Source organism: Daejeonella sp. (assembly GCF_017495225.1).
GTDB lineage: Bacteria > Bacteroidota > Bacteroidia > Sphingobacteriales > Sphingobacteriaceae > Daejeonella.
On sequence record NZ_JAFEIG010000020.1, the window covers coordinates 541,600 to 560,399 of the forward strand.

Annotated in this window: 16 protein-coding genes; 2 read left to right on the forward strand and 14 right to left on the reverse strand. The window is 35.2% G+C overall.

The features are described 5' to 3' along the window. Positions 1-41: 41 nt before the first annotated feature. From QZ136_RS09725 to rpsT, 8 genes are all read right to left on the reverse strand, one after another. On the reverse strand, positions 42-2,849 hold the full coding sequence (locus QZ136_RS09725) for a TonB-dependent receptor (protein ID WP_291402886.1): 2,808 nt from the start codon (positions 2,847-2,849) through the stop codon (positions 42-44). Positions 2,850-3,012: 163 nt separating this feature from the next. Continuing rightward, positions 3,013-3,519: an Mpo1-like protein gene (locus QZ136_RS09730; protein WP_291402889.1), complete on the reverse strand. Its 507-nt coding sequence runs from the start codon at positions 3,517-3,519 to the stop codon at positions 3,013-3,015. Between the two features lie 92 nt (positions 3,520-3,611). Continuing rightward, on the reverse strand, positions 3,612-5,174 hold the full coding sequence (rny, locus tag QZ136_RS09735) for a ribonuclease Y (RefSeq protein ID WP_291402891.1): 1,563 nt from the start codon (positions 5,172-5,174) through the stop codon (positions 3,612-3,614). A gap of 189 nt (positions 5,175-5,363) precedes the next feature. Continuing rightward, the gene (locus QZ136_RS09740) at positions 5,364-5,654 is read right to left on the reverse strand and encodes a cell division protein ZapA (RefSeq protein WP_291402892.1); all 291 of its coding nucleotides are present in this window, start codon (positions 5,652-5,654) and stop codon (positions 5,364-5,366) included. 20 nt (positions 5,655-5,674) lie between these two features. Further along, positions 5,675-5,983, reverse strand: a complete 309-nt coding sequence (locus QZ136_RS09745; protein WP_291402894.1) for a hypothetical protein — start codon at positions 5,981-5,983, stop codon at positions 5,675-5,677. 214 nt (positions 5,984-6,197) lie between these two features. Next, complete coding sequence (gene pheT, locus QZ136_RS09750; RefSeq protein ID WP_291402895.1) at positions 6,198-8,597, reverse strand: phenylalanine--tRNA ligase subunit beta; 2,400 nt, start codon at positions 8,595-8,597, stop codon at positions 6,198-6,200. A 96-nt stretch (positions 8,598-8,693) separates the two neighbouring features. Continuing rightward, complete coding sequence (gene radC, locus QZ136_RS09755) at positions 8,694-9,395, reverse strand: DNA repair protein RadC (RefSeq protein ID WP_291402897.1); 702 nt, start codon at positions 9,393-9,395, stop codon at positions 8,694-8,696. An 84-nt stretch (positions 9,396-9,479) separates the two neighbouring features. Beyond that, positions 9,480-9,734 (reverse strand): 30S ribosomal protein S20, encoded by a 255-nt coding sequence (gene rpsT / locus QZ136_RS09760; protein WP_291402899.1) that lies wholly within the window; start codon positions 9,732-9,734, stop codon positions 9,480-9,482. A 278-nt stretch (positions 9,735-10,012) separates the two neighbouring features. Here rpsT and QZ136_RS09765 point away from each other — a divergent pair, with 278 nt between their 5' ends. After that, complete coding sequence (locus QZ136_RS09765) at positions 10,013-10,975, forward strand: zinc dependent phospholipase C family protein (protein ID WP_291402901.1); 963 nt, start codon at positions 10,013-10,015, stop codon at positions 10,973-10,975. Here the strand turns inward: QZ136_RS09765 and QZ136_RS09770 are convergent. The 6 genes from QZ136_RS09770 to QZ136_RS09795 all read right to left on the reverse strand — a co-directional run bounded on the left by QZ136_RS09770 (position 10,972) and on the right by QZ136_RS09795 (position 16,955). Further along, the gene (locus tag QZ136_RS09770; protein WP_291402903.1) at positions 10,972-11,628 is read right to left on the reverse strand and encodes a VTT domain-containing protein; all 657 of its coding nucleotides are present in this window, start codon (positions 11,626-11,628) and stop codon (positions 10,972-10,974) included. The two genes, QZ136_RS09765 and QZ136_RS09770, sit on opposite strands and share 4 nt — an antisense overlap. A 74-nt stretch (positions 11,629-11,702) precedes the next feature. After that, a complete protein-coding gene (locus QZ136_RS09775; protein ID WP_291402905.1) occupies positions 11,703-12,350 on the reverse strand; it encodes a DedA family protein in 648 nt (215 codons plus the stop codon). Positions 12,351-12,551: 201 nt separating this feature from the next. Then, a complete protein-coding gene (dnaN, locus tag QZ136_RS09780) occupies positions 12,552-13,676 on the reverse strand; it encodes a DNA polymerase III subunit beta (protein ID WP_291402907.1) in 1,125 nt (374 codons plus the stop codon). A gap of 109 nt (positions 13,677-13,785) precedes the next feature. After that, positions 13,786-15,453 (reverse strand): gliding motility-associated ABC transporter substrate-binding protein GldG, encoded by a 1,668-nt coding sequence (gene gldG, locus QZ136_RS09785; protein ID WP_291402909.1) that lies wholly within the window; start codon positions 15,451-15,453, stop codon positions 13,786-13,788. An 11-nt stretch (positions 15,454-15,464) separates the two neighbouring features. Beyond that, positions 15,465-16,193: a gliding motility-associated ABC transporter permease subunit GldF gene (gene gldF, locus QZ136_RS09790; protein WP_291402912.1), complete on the reverse strand. Its 729-nt coding sequence runs from the start codon at positions 16,191-16,193 to the stop codon at positions 15,465-15,467. A 42-nt stretch (positions 16,194-16,235) separates the two neighbouring features. Beyond that, positions 16,236-16,955: an ATP-binding cassette domain-containing protein gene (locus QZ136_RS09795; RefSeq protein ID WP_291402914.1), complete on the reverse strand. Its 720-nt coding sequence runs from the start codon at positions 16,953-16,955 to the stop codon at positions 16,236-16,238. 159 nt (positions 16,956-17,114) lie between these two features. Between QZ136_RS09795 and QZ136_RS09800 the strand changes: the two genes are divergently transcribed. Then, positions 17,115-18,575 (forward strand): glycine--tRNA ligase, encoded by a 1,461-nt coding sequence (locus tag QZ136_RS09800; protein WP_291402915.1) that lies wholly within the window; start codon positions 17,115-17,117, stop codon positions 18,573-18,575. The last annotated feature ends 225 nt before the right edge of the window (positions 18,576-18,800 follow it).

Consider the following 18,800-nt stretch of genomic DNA (forward strand, 5'->3'; position numbering starts at 1 on the left):
CTAATGTTAGCTCAATTTTAAGCTTACATTAAATGTGATACCTACTTTTTATTGTTTTTATTTAAGCCAATGTTATATGAAAAAGAAAGAGAAACGTTTGTTCCTAGCCTAGAAGAATTGATTAGACGATCTATTCCAGCACCTTCGTAAGCCTGTTTAGTATTCCCCTCATTGTTTTGGTAGAAAACAGTTGATTGATTTAATATATCCCCAATGTTAAGTTTAACTTCAGCACGAGATTTTAAAACTCTTTTGCTGATTTGAAGATCTATTACATCACGCGCGTTTTCATAAATATCTCCATAGCCTTGATATCCAACAAGGAAAATACGTTGACCAACACGGTTATAAACCGAAGTAAATGTAAGTTCAGTTTTAGGTGAGAAATACTGGAAACCAGCATTAATCAAATAAGGCGACTGACCCTGTAGAGGTCTGTCAATACCTTCACCAAGTACTTTAGATTTAATATAGGAAGCATTAGCAAATGCCGTTAAGTTTGATAACCAGGCTTGATTGCCTAAAAAATCAAGTTTTTTACGAATATCTAATTCAAATCCTATAGAACTAGCTGAATTAGCATTTAGGTAATTTATACCTCTTACAACTGGAGTAGAATTTGAATTTACGCGTTGCTCAATTGGATCATTAAAGTTTTTATAGAATGCAGAAACGGTGAAGGTCTCGCCTGCTGAAGGGTAAACTTCATAACGTAAATCAGCATTTACAATTTTTGCACGTTTAAGTGCCGGATTTCCAGTAACTGAAGTCTGACTAATGAAATCATAATAATTAAACAAAGCAAGCTCTCTAAATTCAGGTCTAGAAACAGTTTGAGACCCCGATAATCGAACATTTGACTTTTCATTTAATTTATATGTCAAGTTTAATGAAGGCAGGATATCAAGATTATCTTGTTTGGCAGCAACAGCCTGACCGGAAAAGTCAATTGCATTTAATGTTTGTGTAAAAGCCTCAATTCTAGCACCATATGAAAGTCTGAATTTTTCACCAAGCTTATTATCCAACATCAAGAAACCGGCATTTAAATCAGAATTTGCATTATAGTTATCGGTATTATTTGTAAAATCGTTTAAGATATATCCATTTTCTCCGATATTTTTAGGAGCAAAAATTTGATCTTTAGGTAAACTACTTACAGAATTTTCAAAAACAGAAGGACCAACGAAAAGGTAATTGAAAATACGTGCATTGAATTCACGTTCCTTCATTTGTTTTAAAACACCTAATTTCAAGGTAGCTTGCTGATTAAACAGATCTAAAGGAATTGAAAGCGAGGTTTGACCACCAAAAGTATTTTCTTGCAAATCAGAGAAGAGTCTTCTAGTATTTCTATCAATTAATCTAAATGGTTCAGTTGAGCCCAATGAACGGCGATAATCCATAGATCGTTGATCTGGTTGGTCACGTTCAACACGAGAATAGTTAAGGTTCCAGTTTAATTTCAATTGTTTTTCACCAATCTGATGCTCACCTTCTAATTGTGAGTTCAATAAACTTTTTTGAGTTAAATCAGACACATTTAGACGAACATCTTGAATATTATCTGTTGTAAAACCTGTACGAGATGTATAATTATCTTCAAAACCCTGATTATACATTGTTTTGAACGCAAACTTGTTTGAACCTTTAACCAAGGCAAAGTTTGCTAGTAAACCTAAATTAGTGCTGAATTTAAAAACATCCTCATCATACTCATAAAATGGTGTCCCAGAAAATTCATAATCTTTTCTTTCAGCAATAGCCATATTTTGTGAGTTTCTGTATGAAACAGATAAAATACTACCAAAAGAACCACCGTTTTTTAAATCGGTTCTATTTCCCCAGGTAATTTGGTGATTTTGAGAAGGAATAGCAGGTGAAACAACTTCGCCATAAGCGTTTTTAAGCTGAGAAGAGAATTTGGCTTTTTCTGCCGTAGATAGCGGATTATATGCTTGGAATGAAGCAGGAAAGCCAGTTGGCAAACTTCGACTTCCATCATCAAAGCCTAAAAAATCATATTTATTTCTTGAGTTTGAAGTAAAATCTTTAAAAGTAGACTGACTATTATAGCCGGTGCTAACAGATATATTTAAGAAGTTTTCTTCAGGTACATCACGTGTAATAACTTGAATAACACCACCAGCAAAATCTCCTGGAAGATCCGCAGAAGCTGTTTTATTAACAACGATACGATCAATTAAATTAGCTGGAATAATATCAAAAGAAAATGCCTTACGATCAGGTTCTGATGAAGGAAGCACTGCATTATTCAAAATAGATGAATTATATCTATCGGCTAAACCACGAATAATTACAAACTTATTGTCTTGGATACTTGCTCCACTCACACGCTTTAGCACTTCGGAAGTATTGCGGTCTGGAGTTCTTCTAATTAACTCGGAGGTGATACCACTAGAAATACTAATATTATTTTTCTGCTGTGCGTACAAAGCACTGATACTTTCTTGTCTCACAGTAGCCGTAATTACAACTTCTTGAAGAGCAAGAGAAGAAGCTTCTTCCATTATTACATCTACATTGGTAGTTTTTCCAGAAAGAACCTCAATATCAGTAACATTCTTGGTTTGGTAACCTACGTAAGAAAAGGTTAAGCTATATTTTCCTGGAGTAAGATTCCCAAGAGTAAACCTACCTTCAACATCTGTTGAAGCACCTAAATTTGCGCCAGTAATTTTTACGGTAAGTCCGATTAAAGTCTCTCCAGTTTTGGAGTCGGTTACTTTTCCTGAAATTTTACCATTTTGTTGGGCTTGAAGAGCTTGTGTACCTAAAATTAACAAGAAGAAAAAGCCGAAGATTCTGATTAAATTGTTGTGTTTCAATTGTCGAAGTTTTAATTTCAACAAAAGTATTAGCACAATGTTAACTCAGGATTGCATTAGTATTATCCGTGAATTACTAATACATCAACTCAATGTAAAGTATGTTAAGTAAATATTAAGAGAATTGTAATTAATGGAATTTCAAGAGGATGAAAAAATAAAATTAGTATTTGATTTTAACTTTCTTCAAAACAAAGTGTAAAAGCCAAATTGGACCTATTAATAAAAATTTGAGATCATCAAGAAAGGATGGTTTTTTACCTTCAATTTTATGCCCAATAAATTGACCAATCCATGCTAAAACGAAAATGCCAAGGCATACTTCCCACATTTGAGGCCATCCTGCTGTGTTATGCATTTTCTCAAGAGTAACGATTCCTGCCGAGAAAAACATGATTAATAAAAGCATAAAATAAGACAAAACAGGAGATAACTTATAGTAGTAGTAAATGGAGAAAGCAATTAAAAACGATGCCCAATTAACATAGCCATTATACTTTCCAAGAAGTTCTATGTGTGGAAATGGAATAGCCCAAATTAAACCGAATAAACTAAAAACAATTGATGGAACACAAATCCAGTGAATAATTTCATTGGTATGATTTTGATGACTTTCTGAATATTTATCGAAGTAAACGTCAACTAGGCGAGATTGAGCTTGATTTTGCATGTTTAAATATACGAAGAATTAAATAAATGAAAATTTTGATAAAAAATATGCCGGACAAAATGCCCAGCATATCAATTTTAAATTATGGAAATTTATTTCGCGTAAGAAACAGACCTTGTTTCACGAATTACAGTCACTTTAATTTGACCTGGATAAGTCATTTCTGTTTGAATTCGGTTAGAAATATCTGCAGCAAGAATTTCTGCAGCTGCATCGGTAATTCTTTCACTTTCAACAACCACCCTTAACTCTCTACCCGCTTGAATAGCGAATGTTTTTTCAACTCCTGGATAAGAAAGTGCCAATGATTCAAGCTCTTTCAATCTACGGATATAACTTTCAACCACTTCACGTCTAGCACCTGGTCTAGCACCTGAAATGGCATCACAAGCCTGAATAATTGGGGAGATCATGGAAGTCATTTCCACTTCATCATGGTGCGCTCCAATTGCATTACAAACCTCAGGATGCTCTTTATATTTTTCAGCAAGCTGCATACCTAAAATTGCGTGTGGCAATTCTGGATTATCATCAGGCACCTTACCAATATCGTGTAGTAGTCCGGCACGCTTAGCTAATTTTACGTTCAATCCCAATTCTGCAGCCATAGTTGCACAGAAATTGGCAACTTCACGTGAGTGTTGAAGTAGATTTTGGCCGTAAGATGAACGATAACGCATTCTTCCAACCATTCTAATTAGCTCAGGATGAAGTCCGTGAATACCAAGGTCGATTACCGTACGTTCGCCGATTTCAACAATCTCATCTTCAATCTGTTTTTTAGTCTTAGCAACAACCTCCTCAATTCTGGCAGGATGAATACGACCGTCTGTTACTAATCGGTGTAAGGCTAAACGTGCAATTTCACGTCTAACAGGATCAAATCCAGAAAGAATAATTGCTTCAGGAGTATCATCCACAATAATTTCAATTCCTGTAGCAGCTTCAAGCGCGCGGATATTTCTACCTTCACGACCAATTACTCTACCCTTAATTTCATCATTTTCAATATTGAAAATAGAAACTGTATTTTCGATTGCACTTTCAGTAGCAGTACGCTGAATAGTCTGAATAACAACCTTTTTAGCTTCCTTACTAGCAGTTAATTTAGCCTCATCAACAATATCCTTAATCTGAATCATTGCTTGTGTACGAGCCTCTTCGCGCAATGAATCAATTAATTGATTTTTTGCGTCTTCAGCAGATAAACCAGCAATACTTTCCATTTTTTGAATATGTTGCCCTTTTAGAACATCAATATCTTCTTGTTTCTTTTTTGCTAATTCAATTTGCTTTTCAAGATTGGCCTTAACATTCGTTAATTCATCTTCTTTTCTTGTAAGATTTTCAATCTTTTGATTGAGCGATTGCTCCTTTTGTTTGATTGAATTTTCACGTTGGTTGATCGTGTTATTTTTCGAATTTATTTCCTGCTCATGATCAGCCTTCATCTGTAGAAATTTCTCTCTAGCCTCAAGCAGCTTATCTTTTCTTAAAATTTCTGCATTAGTTTCTGCATCCTTAAGAATCTTTTTCGCTTTATTTTGAGCATTTATTTCTTGATTACGAAACAAGCTGCGAAGTAAAAACCTTCCTATAACCACCCCTGAAGCAAGTCCGATGAATATGTAGAGTACTATTTGTATTATGTTCATAATTGTTTTAGGTATAAAAAACGTATTAAATTTTTTAGATTCCTGTATTGTATTAATAGCAGAATTAAAAAACCAAATTAATGCCGAAGCAATTGAATGGGATAATCTAACAATGCGTATTAAGTCTTAATTAGTGAATGTAAAAATTTAAACGAGTCAAATTTTTTAATGCTCTTTTAAAGAACGATATTACTTAGAAAAAAAGTCGGTAAGCAGTTGATCTAATTGATAAACCTTCTCTGTAACATCTGCATCTTCATTCATTACCCTAGTTTCAGCCTTTAAAGTGGCTGTAGCATAATGTAAAACACACATGGATAACAAGTCCTGCTTATCCCGAACCGCATAATTTTCTTGGTATTCTTTTATACGGTCATTAATTATCTTGGCTGCCCTTCTAATCACTTCCTCTTCTTCCGTGTTCACCTTTAAAGGATAAACTCGATCAGCAATATTTATTTTTATAGAGATTTCTCCCATTTGAGCTTATTTCACTATTACTACTTTTTGAGTAATACAATACACTTATCTATTTCGCGTACAAAATCGGTAATTTTTTGCTTTATGTCAAAAGTTTTTTCATTAAGACCTAAATCAGTTGCCTGAATACCCTCCAATGAACGAGCCAATGTTAATACTCTTAACTTTTCTTCCAAATCAATTTTTAGCTGTGAATGATGGTTAACTTTATGTTTTAACTGATCATTCTCTTGCTTTAATAAGTCATTCTCCTCCTGCAAAGCAGTGCAAAGCTCAATTAGTCTGCCTGTTTTGTCAATTACCTTACTAAGCTGATTCGCAACTGCCATTTGTAAAATTAAAAAAATGAATGCCCTGATTAAGCTATAAAATTTTTAAATAAATGATGTACACATTATCAAATGTATAAAATCTTGAGAATTATTTAATATAATAGAAAATATTTTAATTGTAAATTAATTACTCTTTGATTTTAAAAACAATGTACAAATTTAAGCAAAATTAAAGCTGAAAACAGCAGCCTAATATGAATAGAATTTCATACTATTTTCTGATCTCTGCTCCTGCCTGCTTCTCGAAATTAATAATCAACTTCTGCATAAATGCCTCAATTTGCTTATCAGTAAGCGTTTTTTCATCATCTTGAATTACAAAACTGAGTGCATATGATTTTTTACCTTCTGGAAGCTTATCTCCAAGGTACACATCAAACACATTCACCTCCTTCAACAGACTTTTATCAGTTTTTAAGGCTATTTGCTTTAATTGGTCGAATGTAATATCCTTGTTTAATAACATGGATAAGTCGCGGCGTACAGCTGGAAATTTAGAAACTTCGGTATAGGCAATTTTATTGTTTCTAACCGACTTCACTATAAGATCCCAATCAAAATCTGCGTAAAACACCTCTGCATTAATATCTAACTTTTTTAATGCTTTTTTAGAAACAGTACCAAAATCAACTAAAACTTTTTCTCCTTTACGATAAGAAACTCCTGAAGATAAATCTGGATTGGAAGTCTCAACTGACGTTAAACCCTTAATATTTAGGCGATTAACAAGCAAATCAACGAGTGATTTTATATTATAAAAACCAAGCGGATTAGATTTAGATGCCCAATGTTCGGCATGCTTAGCGCCCGTTAAGAAAATTGAAAGTCTTTGATTTTCTTTATAAGACTCATTTTCAAGGCTATAAACCTTACCAAACTCATATAATTTCAAATCCGAATTTCTACGATTTTGATTATAAGAAATAGCTTCCAATCCAGAAAAAAGCAAATTTTGACGCATTACGTCTAAATCGCTACTTAAAGGATTCAAAATTTTAACAGCTAAATCAGGCTGTGCCGAATATGCTAATTTGGTTAGTGAGTTACTTAAAATCTCAAAAAATCCATTTGAACTTAATAAATCAGCACATTGATTTTGTAAAACCTCTTTATCAGGTTTTTGCGAAGTATTTAAAGATGCGCGGATTTGAGTAGGAATTTCAATATTATTATAACCATGAATTCTTAGTATTTCCTCAATAATATCCACTTCGCGAGTAACGTCAACTTTAAATGCTGGAACCTCCAATTTCATTCCCTCTTGATCTTGCGCCACTATTTTTATTCCTAGACCACTTAAAGTAGCTTTTATCTCTTCTTTTGCTATCTCTTTACCAATTAAACGTGTTACATTTTTAAATGATATTTCAACCTCAAAAGCTTTGGCAGGAACAGGATAAATATCTGATACGGAAGATGAAATTTGTCCGCCACCAAGCTCTTGAATAAGCAAAGCAGCACGTTTTAATGCGATTACAGTCATTTCAGGATCTGTACCACGCTCAAACCTAAATGAGGCATCTGTTTTTAACCCATGACGCTTAGAGGTCTTACGCACCGATACCGCATCAAACCAAGCGCTTTCTAAAAATATTTTGGTACTTGTATCTTTAACACCTGATGATTTACCACCAAAAACACCAGCAATACACATGGGTTCATTCGCATTGCAAATCATTAAATCATCAGAAGATAATTTACGTTCTACATCATCTAATGTGGTAAATATAGTCCCCTCAGCACATTTTTTAACAATAACCTTCTGTCCGGCAATAGCATCCGCATCAAAGGCATGTAGCGGCTGACCTAGCTCATGGAGTACAAAATTAGTCACATCTACTACATTGTTGATGGGTCTAATTCCGATGGCGTTTAATTTATCCTTTAGCCACTCTGGCGATTCTTTAACCGTAATCCCACTAATACTTACTGAGGAGTATCGGCGACAAGCGTCTTGATCTTGAATTTCAACAGGAATGACTAATTCTTGATTCTCAACTTTAAAGCTTGAGATATCAGGCATTGTTATTTCTAAATTTAGGTAGGCTGCTAAATCGCGGGCAACACCTAAATGAGAGGCTGCATCGGCACGATTTGGTGTTAAGCCAATTTCAAAGACAAAATCATCTTCTAATTTAAAGTATGAGCTTGCAGCTAATCCAATTTTAGCATCTGCATCTAATTCAATAATTCCTGCATGATCATGACCTAAACCTATTTCATCTTCAGCACAAATCATCCCTTCCGAAACTTCACCTCTAATTTTTGATTTAGAAATCTTAAAAGGCTCACCAGTAGTCGGGTAAATGGTTGTATTAACTGTCGCAACCACTACCTTCTGGCCTGCAGCCACATTATTTGCTCCACAAACAATTTGAAGATCTTCGCCCAATCCAACATCAACCTTAGTTACCTTTAGTCGGTCTGCATTGGGATGCTGTGCACATTCTTTCACATAGCCTATCACCAGACCTTCTAAACCGCCCGGAATTGACTGAACCTTTTCAAGGCTCTCAACTTCCAAACCGATATTGGTTAATATTAAGGATAATTCTTCGGGAGTTTTATTCGTATTGATGAATTGCTGCAGCCACTTATAGGAGATCTTCATGTTCTAAAAATGATAAAAAACAAAGATATAAAGAGATATGATATTTGAGATAGGAAAATAGAACAGTTATTGCTTTAATTGATATTTTCTTTGAGCCTAATCCAAAATTCCCTCATCGGCAAAACTTAAAAAACCATGATCAGTGATGATGAGGTGGTCAAGGACAGGAATATCTAAAAACCTGCCTGCAGAGCGTAATTTACGGGTTAAATCTAAATCTGCCTGACTAGGTTTCAAATTTCCTGAGGGATGATTATGCGCTAAAATGACAGATGCTGCATGATTTTCGAGGGCTGTATTGAAAATAATTTTAGGATCCGCAATTGTTCCTGCTTGTCCGCCCTTACTTATTAAATGACTCGAAGTAATTTTATTGGCTCGGTTTAGCACAATAATCCAAAATTCTTCGTGGTTGAGATCTCTAAAGCGAGAAGCAATAGAATCATAAACATCGATACTTGTTGATACTTGAACTTTTTCGCGACTAAGAGTATCTTTTCTTCGGCGCCCTAATTCGAGTGCTGCAATAATAGAAATTGCTTTTGCTTCACCAATACCCTTGAATTTAGAAAGCTCGGCAATGCTTAAACGGGCAAGCTGATTCAGATCGTTATCACAAGCATGTAAAATACGTTTACTTAAATCTACTGCACTCTCATTACGACTTCCAGAACCAATTAAAATGGCAATTAGCTCGGCATCGCTAAGGCTGCGCCTGCCTTGAAGGACTAATTTCTCTCTTGGGCGATCCTCTTCAGCCCATGCTTTAATCGTTATTTTATGCTCATAATTTGTCATGAGCTAAACATATAGAAATGTATAAAACTAAAAAAGGGGTTCCGATTAAACGGAACCCCTTTTTTAGTAAACGGTCTTTTCAGATTATTTTAAACCATTAACAAGCTTAGTCAATTTTGACTTATTGTTAGATGCTTTATTCTTGTGTATGATATTCTTTTTCGCTAAACGATCTAACATAGAGATCACTTTGCTTAAAAGTGGTGTAGCTTCTGATTTATCAGTAGTTAAACGTAATCTTTTAATTGCTGATCTAGTGGTTTTCGCTTGATAGCGATTACGTAAACGCTTAGCTGCGTTTGATCTAATTCTTTTTATCGATGATTTATGATTTGCCATTTCTTAAGCTTATTATTCCGTCCTTCTTTTAAGGACTGCAAATATATGCTGATTATTTCAATTTTCAAAGTATAATCAAAAAAAAGCGATTTTGATTTTAAAGTGGTGGCAAAATCCTTGATAAAGAACAATTTAGCATCCGAATTTTAAATGATAAATAGCATTTTAAATCATCAAATCAGTCTAAGGGACCGTTTAATCACTAACATGACCGCTTAATAAAATTATTTGAAGCTAAATTTAGACTAGCCTAAATTGTTTGAAATAAATTCAATACAATGAAAAGGATTATAATTTTAGTTTCCATTGTTTTTATGGGCCTAATATTTACTTCATGGGGCTTTTTTGCCCATCAAAAGATCAACAGACTAGCTGTATTTACTTTACCGAGTGACATGATCCGCTTTTACAAGAATAATATCGCCTATATAACAGAACATGCTGTAGATCCAGATAAGCGCCGTTATGCAGATACTGCAGAGGCTCCCCGACATTTTATTGATGCCGATCGCTATGGTAAAAAGCCTTTTGATAGCATCCCTAGAAAATGGAAGGATGCAGAGCTGAAGTTTGGAGCAAAGACCTTACAGGAAAATGGAATAGTGCCATGGCAAATTGAAAGGACTTATTATTCCTTAGTCAAAGCCTTTCAATTGCGTGATTCGATTCGGATATTAAGAGCATCGGCAGACCTTGGTCATTATATTTCGGATGCTCATGTGCCCTTACATACCACAGAGAATTATAATGGACAACTTAGTGGTCAGACAGGCATTCATGGTTTTTGGGAAAGTAGATTACCCGAATTATTTTCTAAAGATTATGACTTTATTGTTGGAAGGGCACAATACATTGATAATCCACTAGAAACAGCCTGGGAAATAGTTCAAGGCTCCCACTCCTACCTTGATTCTGTATTGATAATAGAGGCAAGCTTGAGTAAAAAAATATCATCCGACCGTAAATTCAGTTATAGCGAACGTAATGGGCGTGTAGAACGTCAATATTCAGAAGCATTTTCTGCTGCCTATCATAAAGCATTAAATAATATGGTAGAAAAGCGAATGCGGGCTTCAATACTACTGACTGGCAGCTATTGGTATAGCGCATGGGTAGATGCTGGTCAGCCGAAGTTGAGTAATTTTAAAGCTAGCGAATTGAGTGCTGAAGAAAAGAGAAAACAGCAAAAAGTGCAGGAGCTTTATCAAAAAGGAAAAATTATTGGCAGAGAAGAAAACTAATTACTCTTCTCTCCCATTGATTTTTTTGCTTTAATTGCGGCAATAATTGCAGGCAATAGAGTTAAAACAATGATTACCAGCATCACATAAGTGAAATTTTCCTTAATAATAGGAATATTACCAAAAATGAAACCCATACCTAAAAAGCTAATAATCCAAGCAAGGGCTCCAACTACGTTATAATAAGTAAAAAGGGCAAAATTCATTTTACCAATTCCGGCAACAAAGGGTGCAAAAGTTCTGAAAATTGGCATAAAGCGACTAAATATTAACATATTACCTCCTTTTTTATTGAAGTAATCCTTTGTTTTATTATAATATTCAACTTTAAGAACACGATTGCCAGGTTTAAAGACTTTGGGACCTAAAAAATTACCAAGGAAGTAATTTACTGTATTTCCGCTAATACCTGCAGCTATGAGCAATAGTCCCATTATGTAGATATTTAATCCCGTATCCCCCTTCGCAATTAATGCCCCAACAGCAAATAATAATGAGTCGCCAGGCAGGAATGGAGTTACCACAAAACCTGTTTCTGCAAAAATTATAAGGAATAAGATCAAATAAGTCCAAGTACTGTAATCGCTCACAATTTGGACTAGATATTTATCAATATTTAAAAGAAAATCGATGATACTACTTAAAATTTCCAAAGTTTTTAATTAAAAAGAGTGTAAAGGGCCTGTCCAATAGCAATAATTGAGCAGGAAAAAATGTGCATTATGAATTAGATCTTAGACTTATATCTCTCCTTAATTACTTCAATAATAGGTGGAAGTATAGAAAGAAAAATGATACCAAAAATAACATAGGTAAAGTTATTCTTGATAATCGGGAGTCCGCCGAAAAAATAGCCTATAAACAAGAATGAGACTACCCAGAAAATAGCCCCTGAAACATTGTAGAGAGCAAATCTAGAATAACTCATTGTTCCGATTCCGGCTACAAAAGGTGCAAAAGTTCTGATAATAGGAACGAAGCGGGCATAAATAATGGTTTTGCCGCCATGTTTCTCGTAAAATGCTTGAGTTTTATCTAGATATTCTTTTTTAAGCAATTTATACTTGCCGCTAAAAGCTATCGGACCCACGTAATTACCTATATGATAGTTAACTAGATCGCCTGTAATAGCCGCAATAATTAGCAAAATACACATCAAATAGATATTTAATCCACTATCAGGATTAGCAATAATTGCGCCAGCGGCAAATAATAAAGAGTCGCCAGGCAAGAATGGAGTAACAACGAAACCTGTTTCAGCAAAAATTATTAAAAACAGAATTAAATAGGTCCAGGTACGATATTCCTGAACAATTTCAATTAAGTGCTTATCAATGTGAAGGATAAAATCTAAAAGTTGCTGTATTAGTTCCAATTTGCTCGTAAAATATTGTGCAAAAATAGAAAATTTGGCCGATAAAGACCTGAATTTTCTACTTAAATTGCTTTTAAATTATTAAAAGGAAGATTAATAGCCAATTTTAAAACCCGCAAAAGGATCTATTTTTTGGAATTAGGTCAAAAAAATAGCCCGAAGGTTATTCGAGCTATTTTTAAATAATATATTGGTTAATTATTAGGCATAATTATTTAACATCACAGGCATCACCAACATCAATACATCTTCTGCTTCATCGTGAGTTTGAGGCATTAATAATCCAGCACGGTTAGGGCTGCTCATTTCAAGCAATACTTCTTCCCCACTAAGATTATTTAACATCTCTATTAAGAATTTAGCATTGAAGCCAATCTCCATATCTTCACCTTCATACTGACAATTCAAACGCTCGTGAGCTTCATTTGAGAAATCCACATCCTCTGAAGAGATATTTAATTCGCTACCAGTAATTTTCAAACGTACTTGATGCGTAGTTTTATTGGCAAAAATAACCACACGACGAAGGCAATTTAAGAATAAGGCCCTGTCGAGGATTAATTTATTAGGGTTATTAGTAGGAATAACTGCCTCATAATCAGGGTAACGCTCATCAATTAACCTACAAATCAAGTTAATATTACCAAATCTAAAGAAAGCGCTGGTGCTATTGTACTCAACAGCAACACTTACATCATCAGAAGGAAGTGAAGCTTTAAGCAAAGTCAAGGCCTTTTTAGGAAGAATAAAATTTGATGGAGATTCAGATTTTGTATCTAAACGGCGGTATCTCACTAATTTATGAGCATCAGTTGCAACGAATGTTATGTGCTGCGGACTTAACTGGCAGTAAACGCCGGTCATTGCAGGACGTAATTCATCGCTACTTACTGCGAACAATGTTTTATTGATTGCTTCTGCTAAAACTGAAGCTGGCATTGCCACAGATGAAGGATTTTCAACTACTGGAATTTTAGGAAAATCCTCACCATTCTCGCCACTTAACTTATACTTTCCATCGCCAGCGTTAATCTCAATAGCAAATGTTTTATCATCTACAGAAAAAGAGATTGGCTGATCAGGTAAGGTTTTAAGTGTTTCCAGAAGAATTTTAGATGGAATAGCCACCTTACCATCTTCTTTTGACTCAACAGCAAGAGATGTGGTCATGCTGGTCTGCAAATCAGTAGCAGAGACAGTGAGCATACCATCCTTAATTTCAAACAAGAAATTTTCAAGGATTGGCAATACCGTGCTGCTACTCGAAGCGCCGTTAACAGCTTGTAGCTGTTTTAATAATGTGGAAGTTGAAACTATAAATCTCATATTCAAATATCTGAAAAACAATAATAGTAAAGCTTTTTAGTTTTCCTAAACAGCTTAATTAACCCTTAAAACAAAGATTGTTAATTTTTAAAGTCCAAAAATAAACAATTTAACGTGTATACTTTCTAATACGGTAGTAATGTTGAAAAATACCAGATAAAAATATAACAAATAATGGTAAAACTATATTAATTAGCTGCCAAAAAGTTTTTTCCTGTCTAATTTTTGCTCGATCAAGTAATCGCAATTTTATTTCTTTGTTTCTTAATCCAATAATTCCGGAGTCATCTACTAGATAATCGACTGTATTGAGCAAGAAACTTTTATTGGCATATTGCTGATCAGGCATAAAACGATCAAACCCTAAAGGATAAGGCGAGCCATCGCTTTTATTGACCTGATTCTTGAAAAAATCGCCATCGGAAAGGACCATCATTTTGGTGGCTTTACTGTTTTCTGGGATTTTAATATTGCTTAAAATCCCTTCTGGCACTGGTCGATTTTTAAAATTCGATGGAAATACACCCTCCAAAAGCACCGCTACGGGCATTGGTGCACTTTGAAATTGTGCCGGATCGGGCTCTTGCTCCACCATTTGTAAAGAGAGCATTGTTGGTGCTTTCACATTTTTACTAAACGGAGAAGAAGCAAGAATAACCTCTGCACGTACATTTTTCACTGAAATCAAATCGATGGTACTCGAAAATTCGGATTTAATCCCATCTAAATTTTTAACAATTGGGTGATTGGAAATTGGGACAAATATTGGGTAAAACAACCAAGGCAATGGCTGAATTTGCGATTGTCCGCCTACTTCACCCACATTCAAAGGAATTTGAGCAGCATTCATGTCTGCAATCAAATCATAATTCAAACGAACACCATATTTGAATAAAATATCATCCAAATCTAGCTTTTTTGGGAAGGCTAATTGTTCTGCAGCACCTCGTAAACTATCAAGGTCGGCGCTAACCTGATCTAAGGACCAAATTAAGCGACCACCATTCATTACGAAATAATCAATTTTATATTTTTCGGCTTCCGAGAAGGCCGTTTCAGGCTTAGCGATCACCAAAACCTTTAATTTATCCAATCCCTCAAAAGGAATAGTTTTTAAATCAACTCTTCCGACTTCATAACTATCACCTAAAGATTGAAGAGCATCATTCAGCTGTAAATCATTCAATTCACCATGCCCCTCAGTAAAGCCAATTCGGATGGAACTACCAGCAGTTAACCTCTTAATAGCACTTGCAAAGGCATATTCTAAATTTTGAATGGAATTGTTTAGAACTTCTTCGGGACTAACACCAGCTTTAGTTTGCAATAGTTTAACAGGAGTTTGAATACCCTTGTAAGTAATTAAAGCAACAGGATAGATTAATTTTTGAGACATCCCATCTTCAGTTTTCACACTGAGTTGAGTGGGTTCAATTCCCATTTCGAGTAAACGCTGATAAGCTTCCTCTTGAGATTTTTGATCACCCGACAATGGAATTACGAAATCAAATTGAAGGTTTTTACCCGCATAGGAATCAAAATCTCGCAAAAGATCTTCAGTAGAGTTCCTCAGACGCTTAAATCCGGCAGGAAATTCACCCTCCAAATAAACCGTAATCTGGACTTGATCTTTCAAATCCTTTAAAATGTTTTTTGTAATGGGCGAAAGTGTATAGCGCTTTTCGGCAGTAAAATCGAATCGCGTAAAAAACTCAGATGCAAGCACATTTAACAGAATGATTGCTGCGATAAATAGCGCAAGATTGCGCAAATCCATTTTTCTTTGATTTACCATTTTCTGCTCCCCAATTTAGTTTTGGTGAATACTAAAAACAGAGCAGAAAAGCTCAAGAAATAGATTAGATCGCGGGTATCTAAGACCCCCCTACTCAGCGATTGATAATGCTCATTGATACCCAAAGCAGTCAAAATACTGGCCATTCCCTGCAATGAAATAATGGAGCTAATGGAATCGAAGCCACTAAATGAAAAATAACTAAGTACAACAGCCAATGTGAAAGAAATAATTTGATTTTTCCCCAAGGAGGAACAAAATAAACCAATAGCAGTAAATGCTGATGCTAGTAAAATTAATCCGATATAAGAACCGATTACCGCCCCAGTATCAATGTTTCCTTGAGTAACTCCCAGCTGATAAACACTAATATAATAAATGATTGTAGGAATAAGGGTGATGATAACAATGGATAAACAAGCCAAGAATTTACCTAAAACGATATCCCAATCGCTTAAAGGGCGAGTAGCGAGGAGCTCAAAAGTACCATCTTTCTTTTCTTCGGCCAATGAGCGCATGCTAATGGCAGGAATTAAAAAGATGAATAAGTATGGAGCGATATTGAAAAAACTGTCTAAACCGGCATATCCATAATCCAGAATACTCGAGTCGGGAAAAACCCAGAGGAATAATCCTGTAACCAGCAGAAATGCTGCCATGGTCATATAGGCAACCAATGAGGTGAAGAAAGCGCTTAATTCTTTAAAAAAAATACTGATCACTTATGATTAATTTATTTGCAAAATTCGTTTTAATTGTGTATATTAAAGTACAATTGAAGCTGTGAGCTCAATAAAAATATCCTCAAGGCTTTTATTTCCATGCTTTTTTCTTAGCTCAGCTAATTGATCATCGGCAACAATTTTACCCTGATTGATAATGATTACCTGTTCACAAATGGCCTCTACCTCCTGCATAATATGAGTAGATAAAATAACCGTTTTAGATTTGGCAAGATCTTTAATCAACGATCTAATTGTTATCACCTGATTGGGGTCAAGTCCAGAAGTTGGCTCATCCAAAATCAAAACCTTCGGATCCGCAAAAATCGCTTGGGCAAGTCCCACACGCTGACGATAACCCTTCGAAAGTGCCCCTAATTTCTTGTTCTGCTCATCCCCTAATCCGCAAAGCTCAATAACTTCATCAATACGTTTATCAATGTGCTGTGTTTTATGAATCGACCCAATAAAAGCGAGCGATTCACGAACATACATATCTAGGTATAGTGGATTATGTTCTGGGAGATAGCCTATGTTTCTGCGCACCTCCATCGAGTTAGTCCTAACATCATAACCACATACATGAGCACTGCCCGAAGACTGTGGAATAAAACAGGTAAGAATCTTCATGGTGGTAGATTTCCCTGCACCATTGGGTCCCAAAAAGCCTAAAACACTACCTGGAGAGGCATTGAAGGAAATTCCATCAATTGCCTTTTGAGTGCCATAGCTTTTACAAAGATCTTTTACTTCAATGCTCATGTGGCAAAGTTAATAATTAATAATAATCGATTTTTAAGCCTCTTGGATATTTTAAATAATTTTAGTATATTAAGGAATATACCTAAAAAAGAAGCTTTTGAAGCTTATAAGGTAAAAATATCCGATAAAATTAATTTCCTATACTATCTTTGCACTGTTATGAGCAAAAACAACGACGAACTTTTCAAGAATGTAGTTTCCCACACGAAGGAATATGGATTTGTATTCCAATCAAGTGAAATATATGATGGTTTAAGTGCTGTATATGATTACGGGCAGCTTGGATCAGAGCTAAAGAATAATATCAAGACCTATTGGTGGAAGAGCATGGTACAGATGAACGAGAATATCGTTGGTATCGACTCAGCCATCTTTATGCATCCTAAAATTTGGAAAGCCAGCGGACACGTAGATGGTTTCGCGGATCCAATGATTGATAATAAAGACTCCAAAAAACGTTATCGTGCCGATAATCTTATAGAAGATAAAATTGCACGTTATATTAAAGACGGTAAAACAGAAAAAGCAGAAGACTTGCAAAATGCAATGGATAAAGCGCTAGAAGCTGATAATTTACCTGCTTTAAAAGAATTAATTGAGCAGCATGAAATTGTTTGTCCTGTTTCAGGAACTAGAAACTGGACCGATGTAAGACAGTTTAACTTGATGTTCTCCACGCAAATGGGTGCTATGGCAGAGGGTTCTGACGAGGTTTATCTTCGTCCCGAGACTGCTCAAGGTATATTTGTTAATTTCCTGAATGTTCAAAAATCAGGAAGAATGCGTATTCCTTTCGGGATTGCACAAATTGGTAAAGCTTTTCGTAATGAGGTAATTGCACGTCAGTTTATCATGCGTATGCGCGAATTTGAGCAGATGGAGATGCAATTTTTCGTGAAACCCGGTACAGAAATGGAATGGTATAATCATTGGAAAGAATCGAGATTAAAATGGCATTTAGCCGTTGGTACGCCAAAAGATAAATATCGTTTCCACGACCATGTTAAATTAGCTCATTATGCTAATGCAGCAGTGGATATCGAATTTGAATTCCCATTTGGCTTTAAAGAGGTTGAAGGAATACATAGCCGCACAGATTTCGATTTGAGTCAGCATGAGAAATTCTCAAACAAGAAACTTCAATATTTTGACACAGTTGAGAATAAAAATTATGTGCCATATGTAATTGAAACATCTATCGGTTTAGACAGAATGTTCCTTTTAACGCTTTGCAATGCTTATGAGGAGCAAGATTTAAGTACTGAAGAAAAGCAAGATTCGAGAACAGTATTACACTTGCATCCATGCTTAGCGCCAGTAAAAGCTGCGGTATTCCCTCTAACTAAAAAAGATGGCTTACCAGAAAAAGCAAGAGAAATTATGGATCTTTTGAAACTGGACTTCAACTTACAGTATGATGAGAAAGATTCGATTGGAAAAAGATATCGTCGTCAGGATGCGATTGGAACACCAATTTGTATTACTGTTGATCATCAAACATTAGAAGACAATACGGTAACTATCCGTCATAGAGATAGCATGGAGCAAGAACGCGTAAATGCAAGTGATCTTGAGACAATTATCGGGAAATTAGTGAGCTGGAAGAACCTATTGTCTTAGGGTAATTGGATGGTGGCTGGTACGGTTACAACACCGACCAGAGTAGCGTTTTATTTAATATAAATATTTAGCATTTTACACGTAGGGACAGGTCGCGACCTGTCCTTTTTAATGCAAAAATATATAATAAAACAGGTCGCGACCTGTCCTTTTTTAATGCAAAAATATACAATAAAACAGGTCGCGACCTGTCCTTTTTTAATGCAAAAATATACAATAAAACAG

Excerpts from the sequence above, each read along its gene's own strand:
- radC (WP_291402897.1), bottom strand. The coding sequence starts at position 9,395 with ATGACAAATTATGAGCATAAAATAACGATTAAAGCATGGGCTGAAGAG.
- QZ136_RS09795 (WP_291402914.1), bottom strand. The coding sequence starts at position 16,955 with ATGAGCATTGAAGTAAAAGATCTTTGTAAAAGCTATGGCACTCAAAAG.
- QZ136_RS09800 (WP_291402915.1), top strand. The coding sequence starts at position 17,115 with ATGAGCAAAAACAACGACGAACTTTTCAAGAATGTAGTTTCCCACACG.
- QZ136_RS09765 (WP_291402901.1), top strand. The coding sequence starts at position 10,013 with ATGAAAAGGATTATAATTTTAGTTTCCATTGTTTTTATGGGCCTAATA.
- dnaN (WP_291402907.1), bottom strand. The coding sequence starts at position 13,676 with ATGAGATTTATAGTTTCAACTTCCACATTATTAAAACAGCTACAAGCT.
- QZ136_RS09745 (WP_291402894.1), bottom strand. The coding sequence starts at position 5,983 with ATGGCAGTTGCGAATCAGCTTAGTAAGGTAATTGACAAAACAGGCAGA.
- rny (WP_291402891.1), bottom strand. The coding sequence starts at position 5,174 with ATGAACATAATACAAATAGTACTCTACATATTCATCGGACTTGCTTCA.
- rpsT (WP_291402899.1), bottom strand. The coding sequence starts at position 9,734 with ATGGCAAATCATAAATCATCGATAAAAAGAATTAGATCAAACGCAGCT.
- pheT (WP_291402895.1), bottom strand. The coding sequence starts at position 8,597 with ATGAAGATCTCCTATAAGTGGCTGCAGCAATTCATCAATACGAATAAA.
- QZ136_RS09730 (WP_291402889.1), bottom strand. The coding sequence starts at position 3,519 with ATGCAAAATCAAGCTCAATCTCGCCTAGTTGACGTTTACTTCGATAAA.
- gldG (WP_291402909.1), bottom strand. The coding sequence starts at position 15,453 with ATGGATTTGCGCAATCTTGCGCTATTTATCGCAGCAATCATTCTGTTA.
- QZ136_RS09740 (WP_291402892.1), bottom strand. The coding sequence starts at position 5,654 with ATGGGAGAAATCTCTATAAAAATAAATATTGCTGATCGAGTTTATCCT.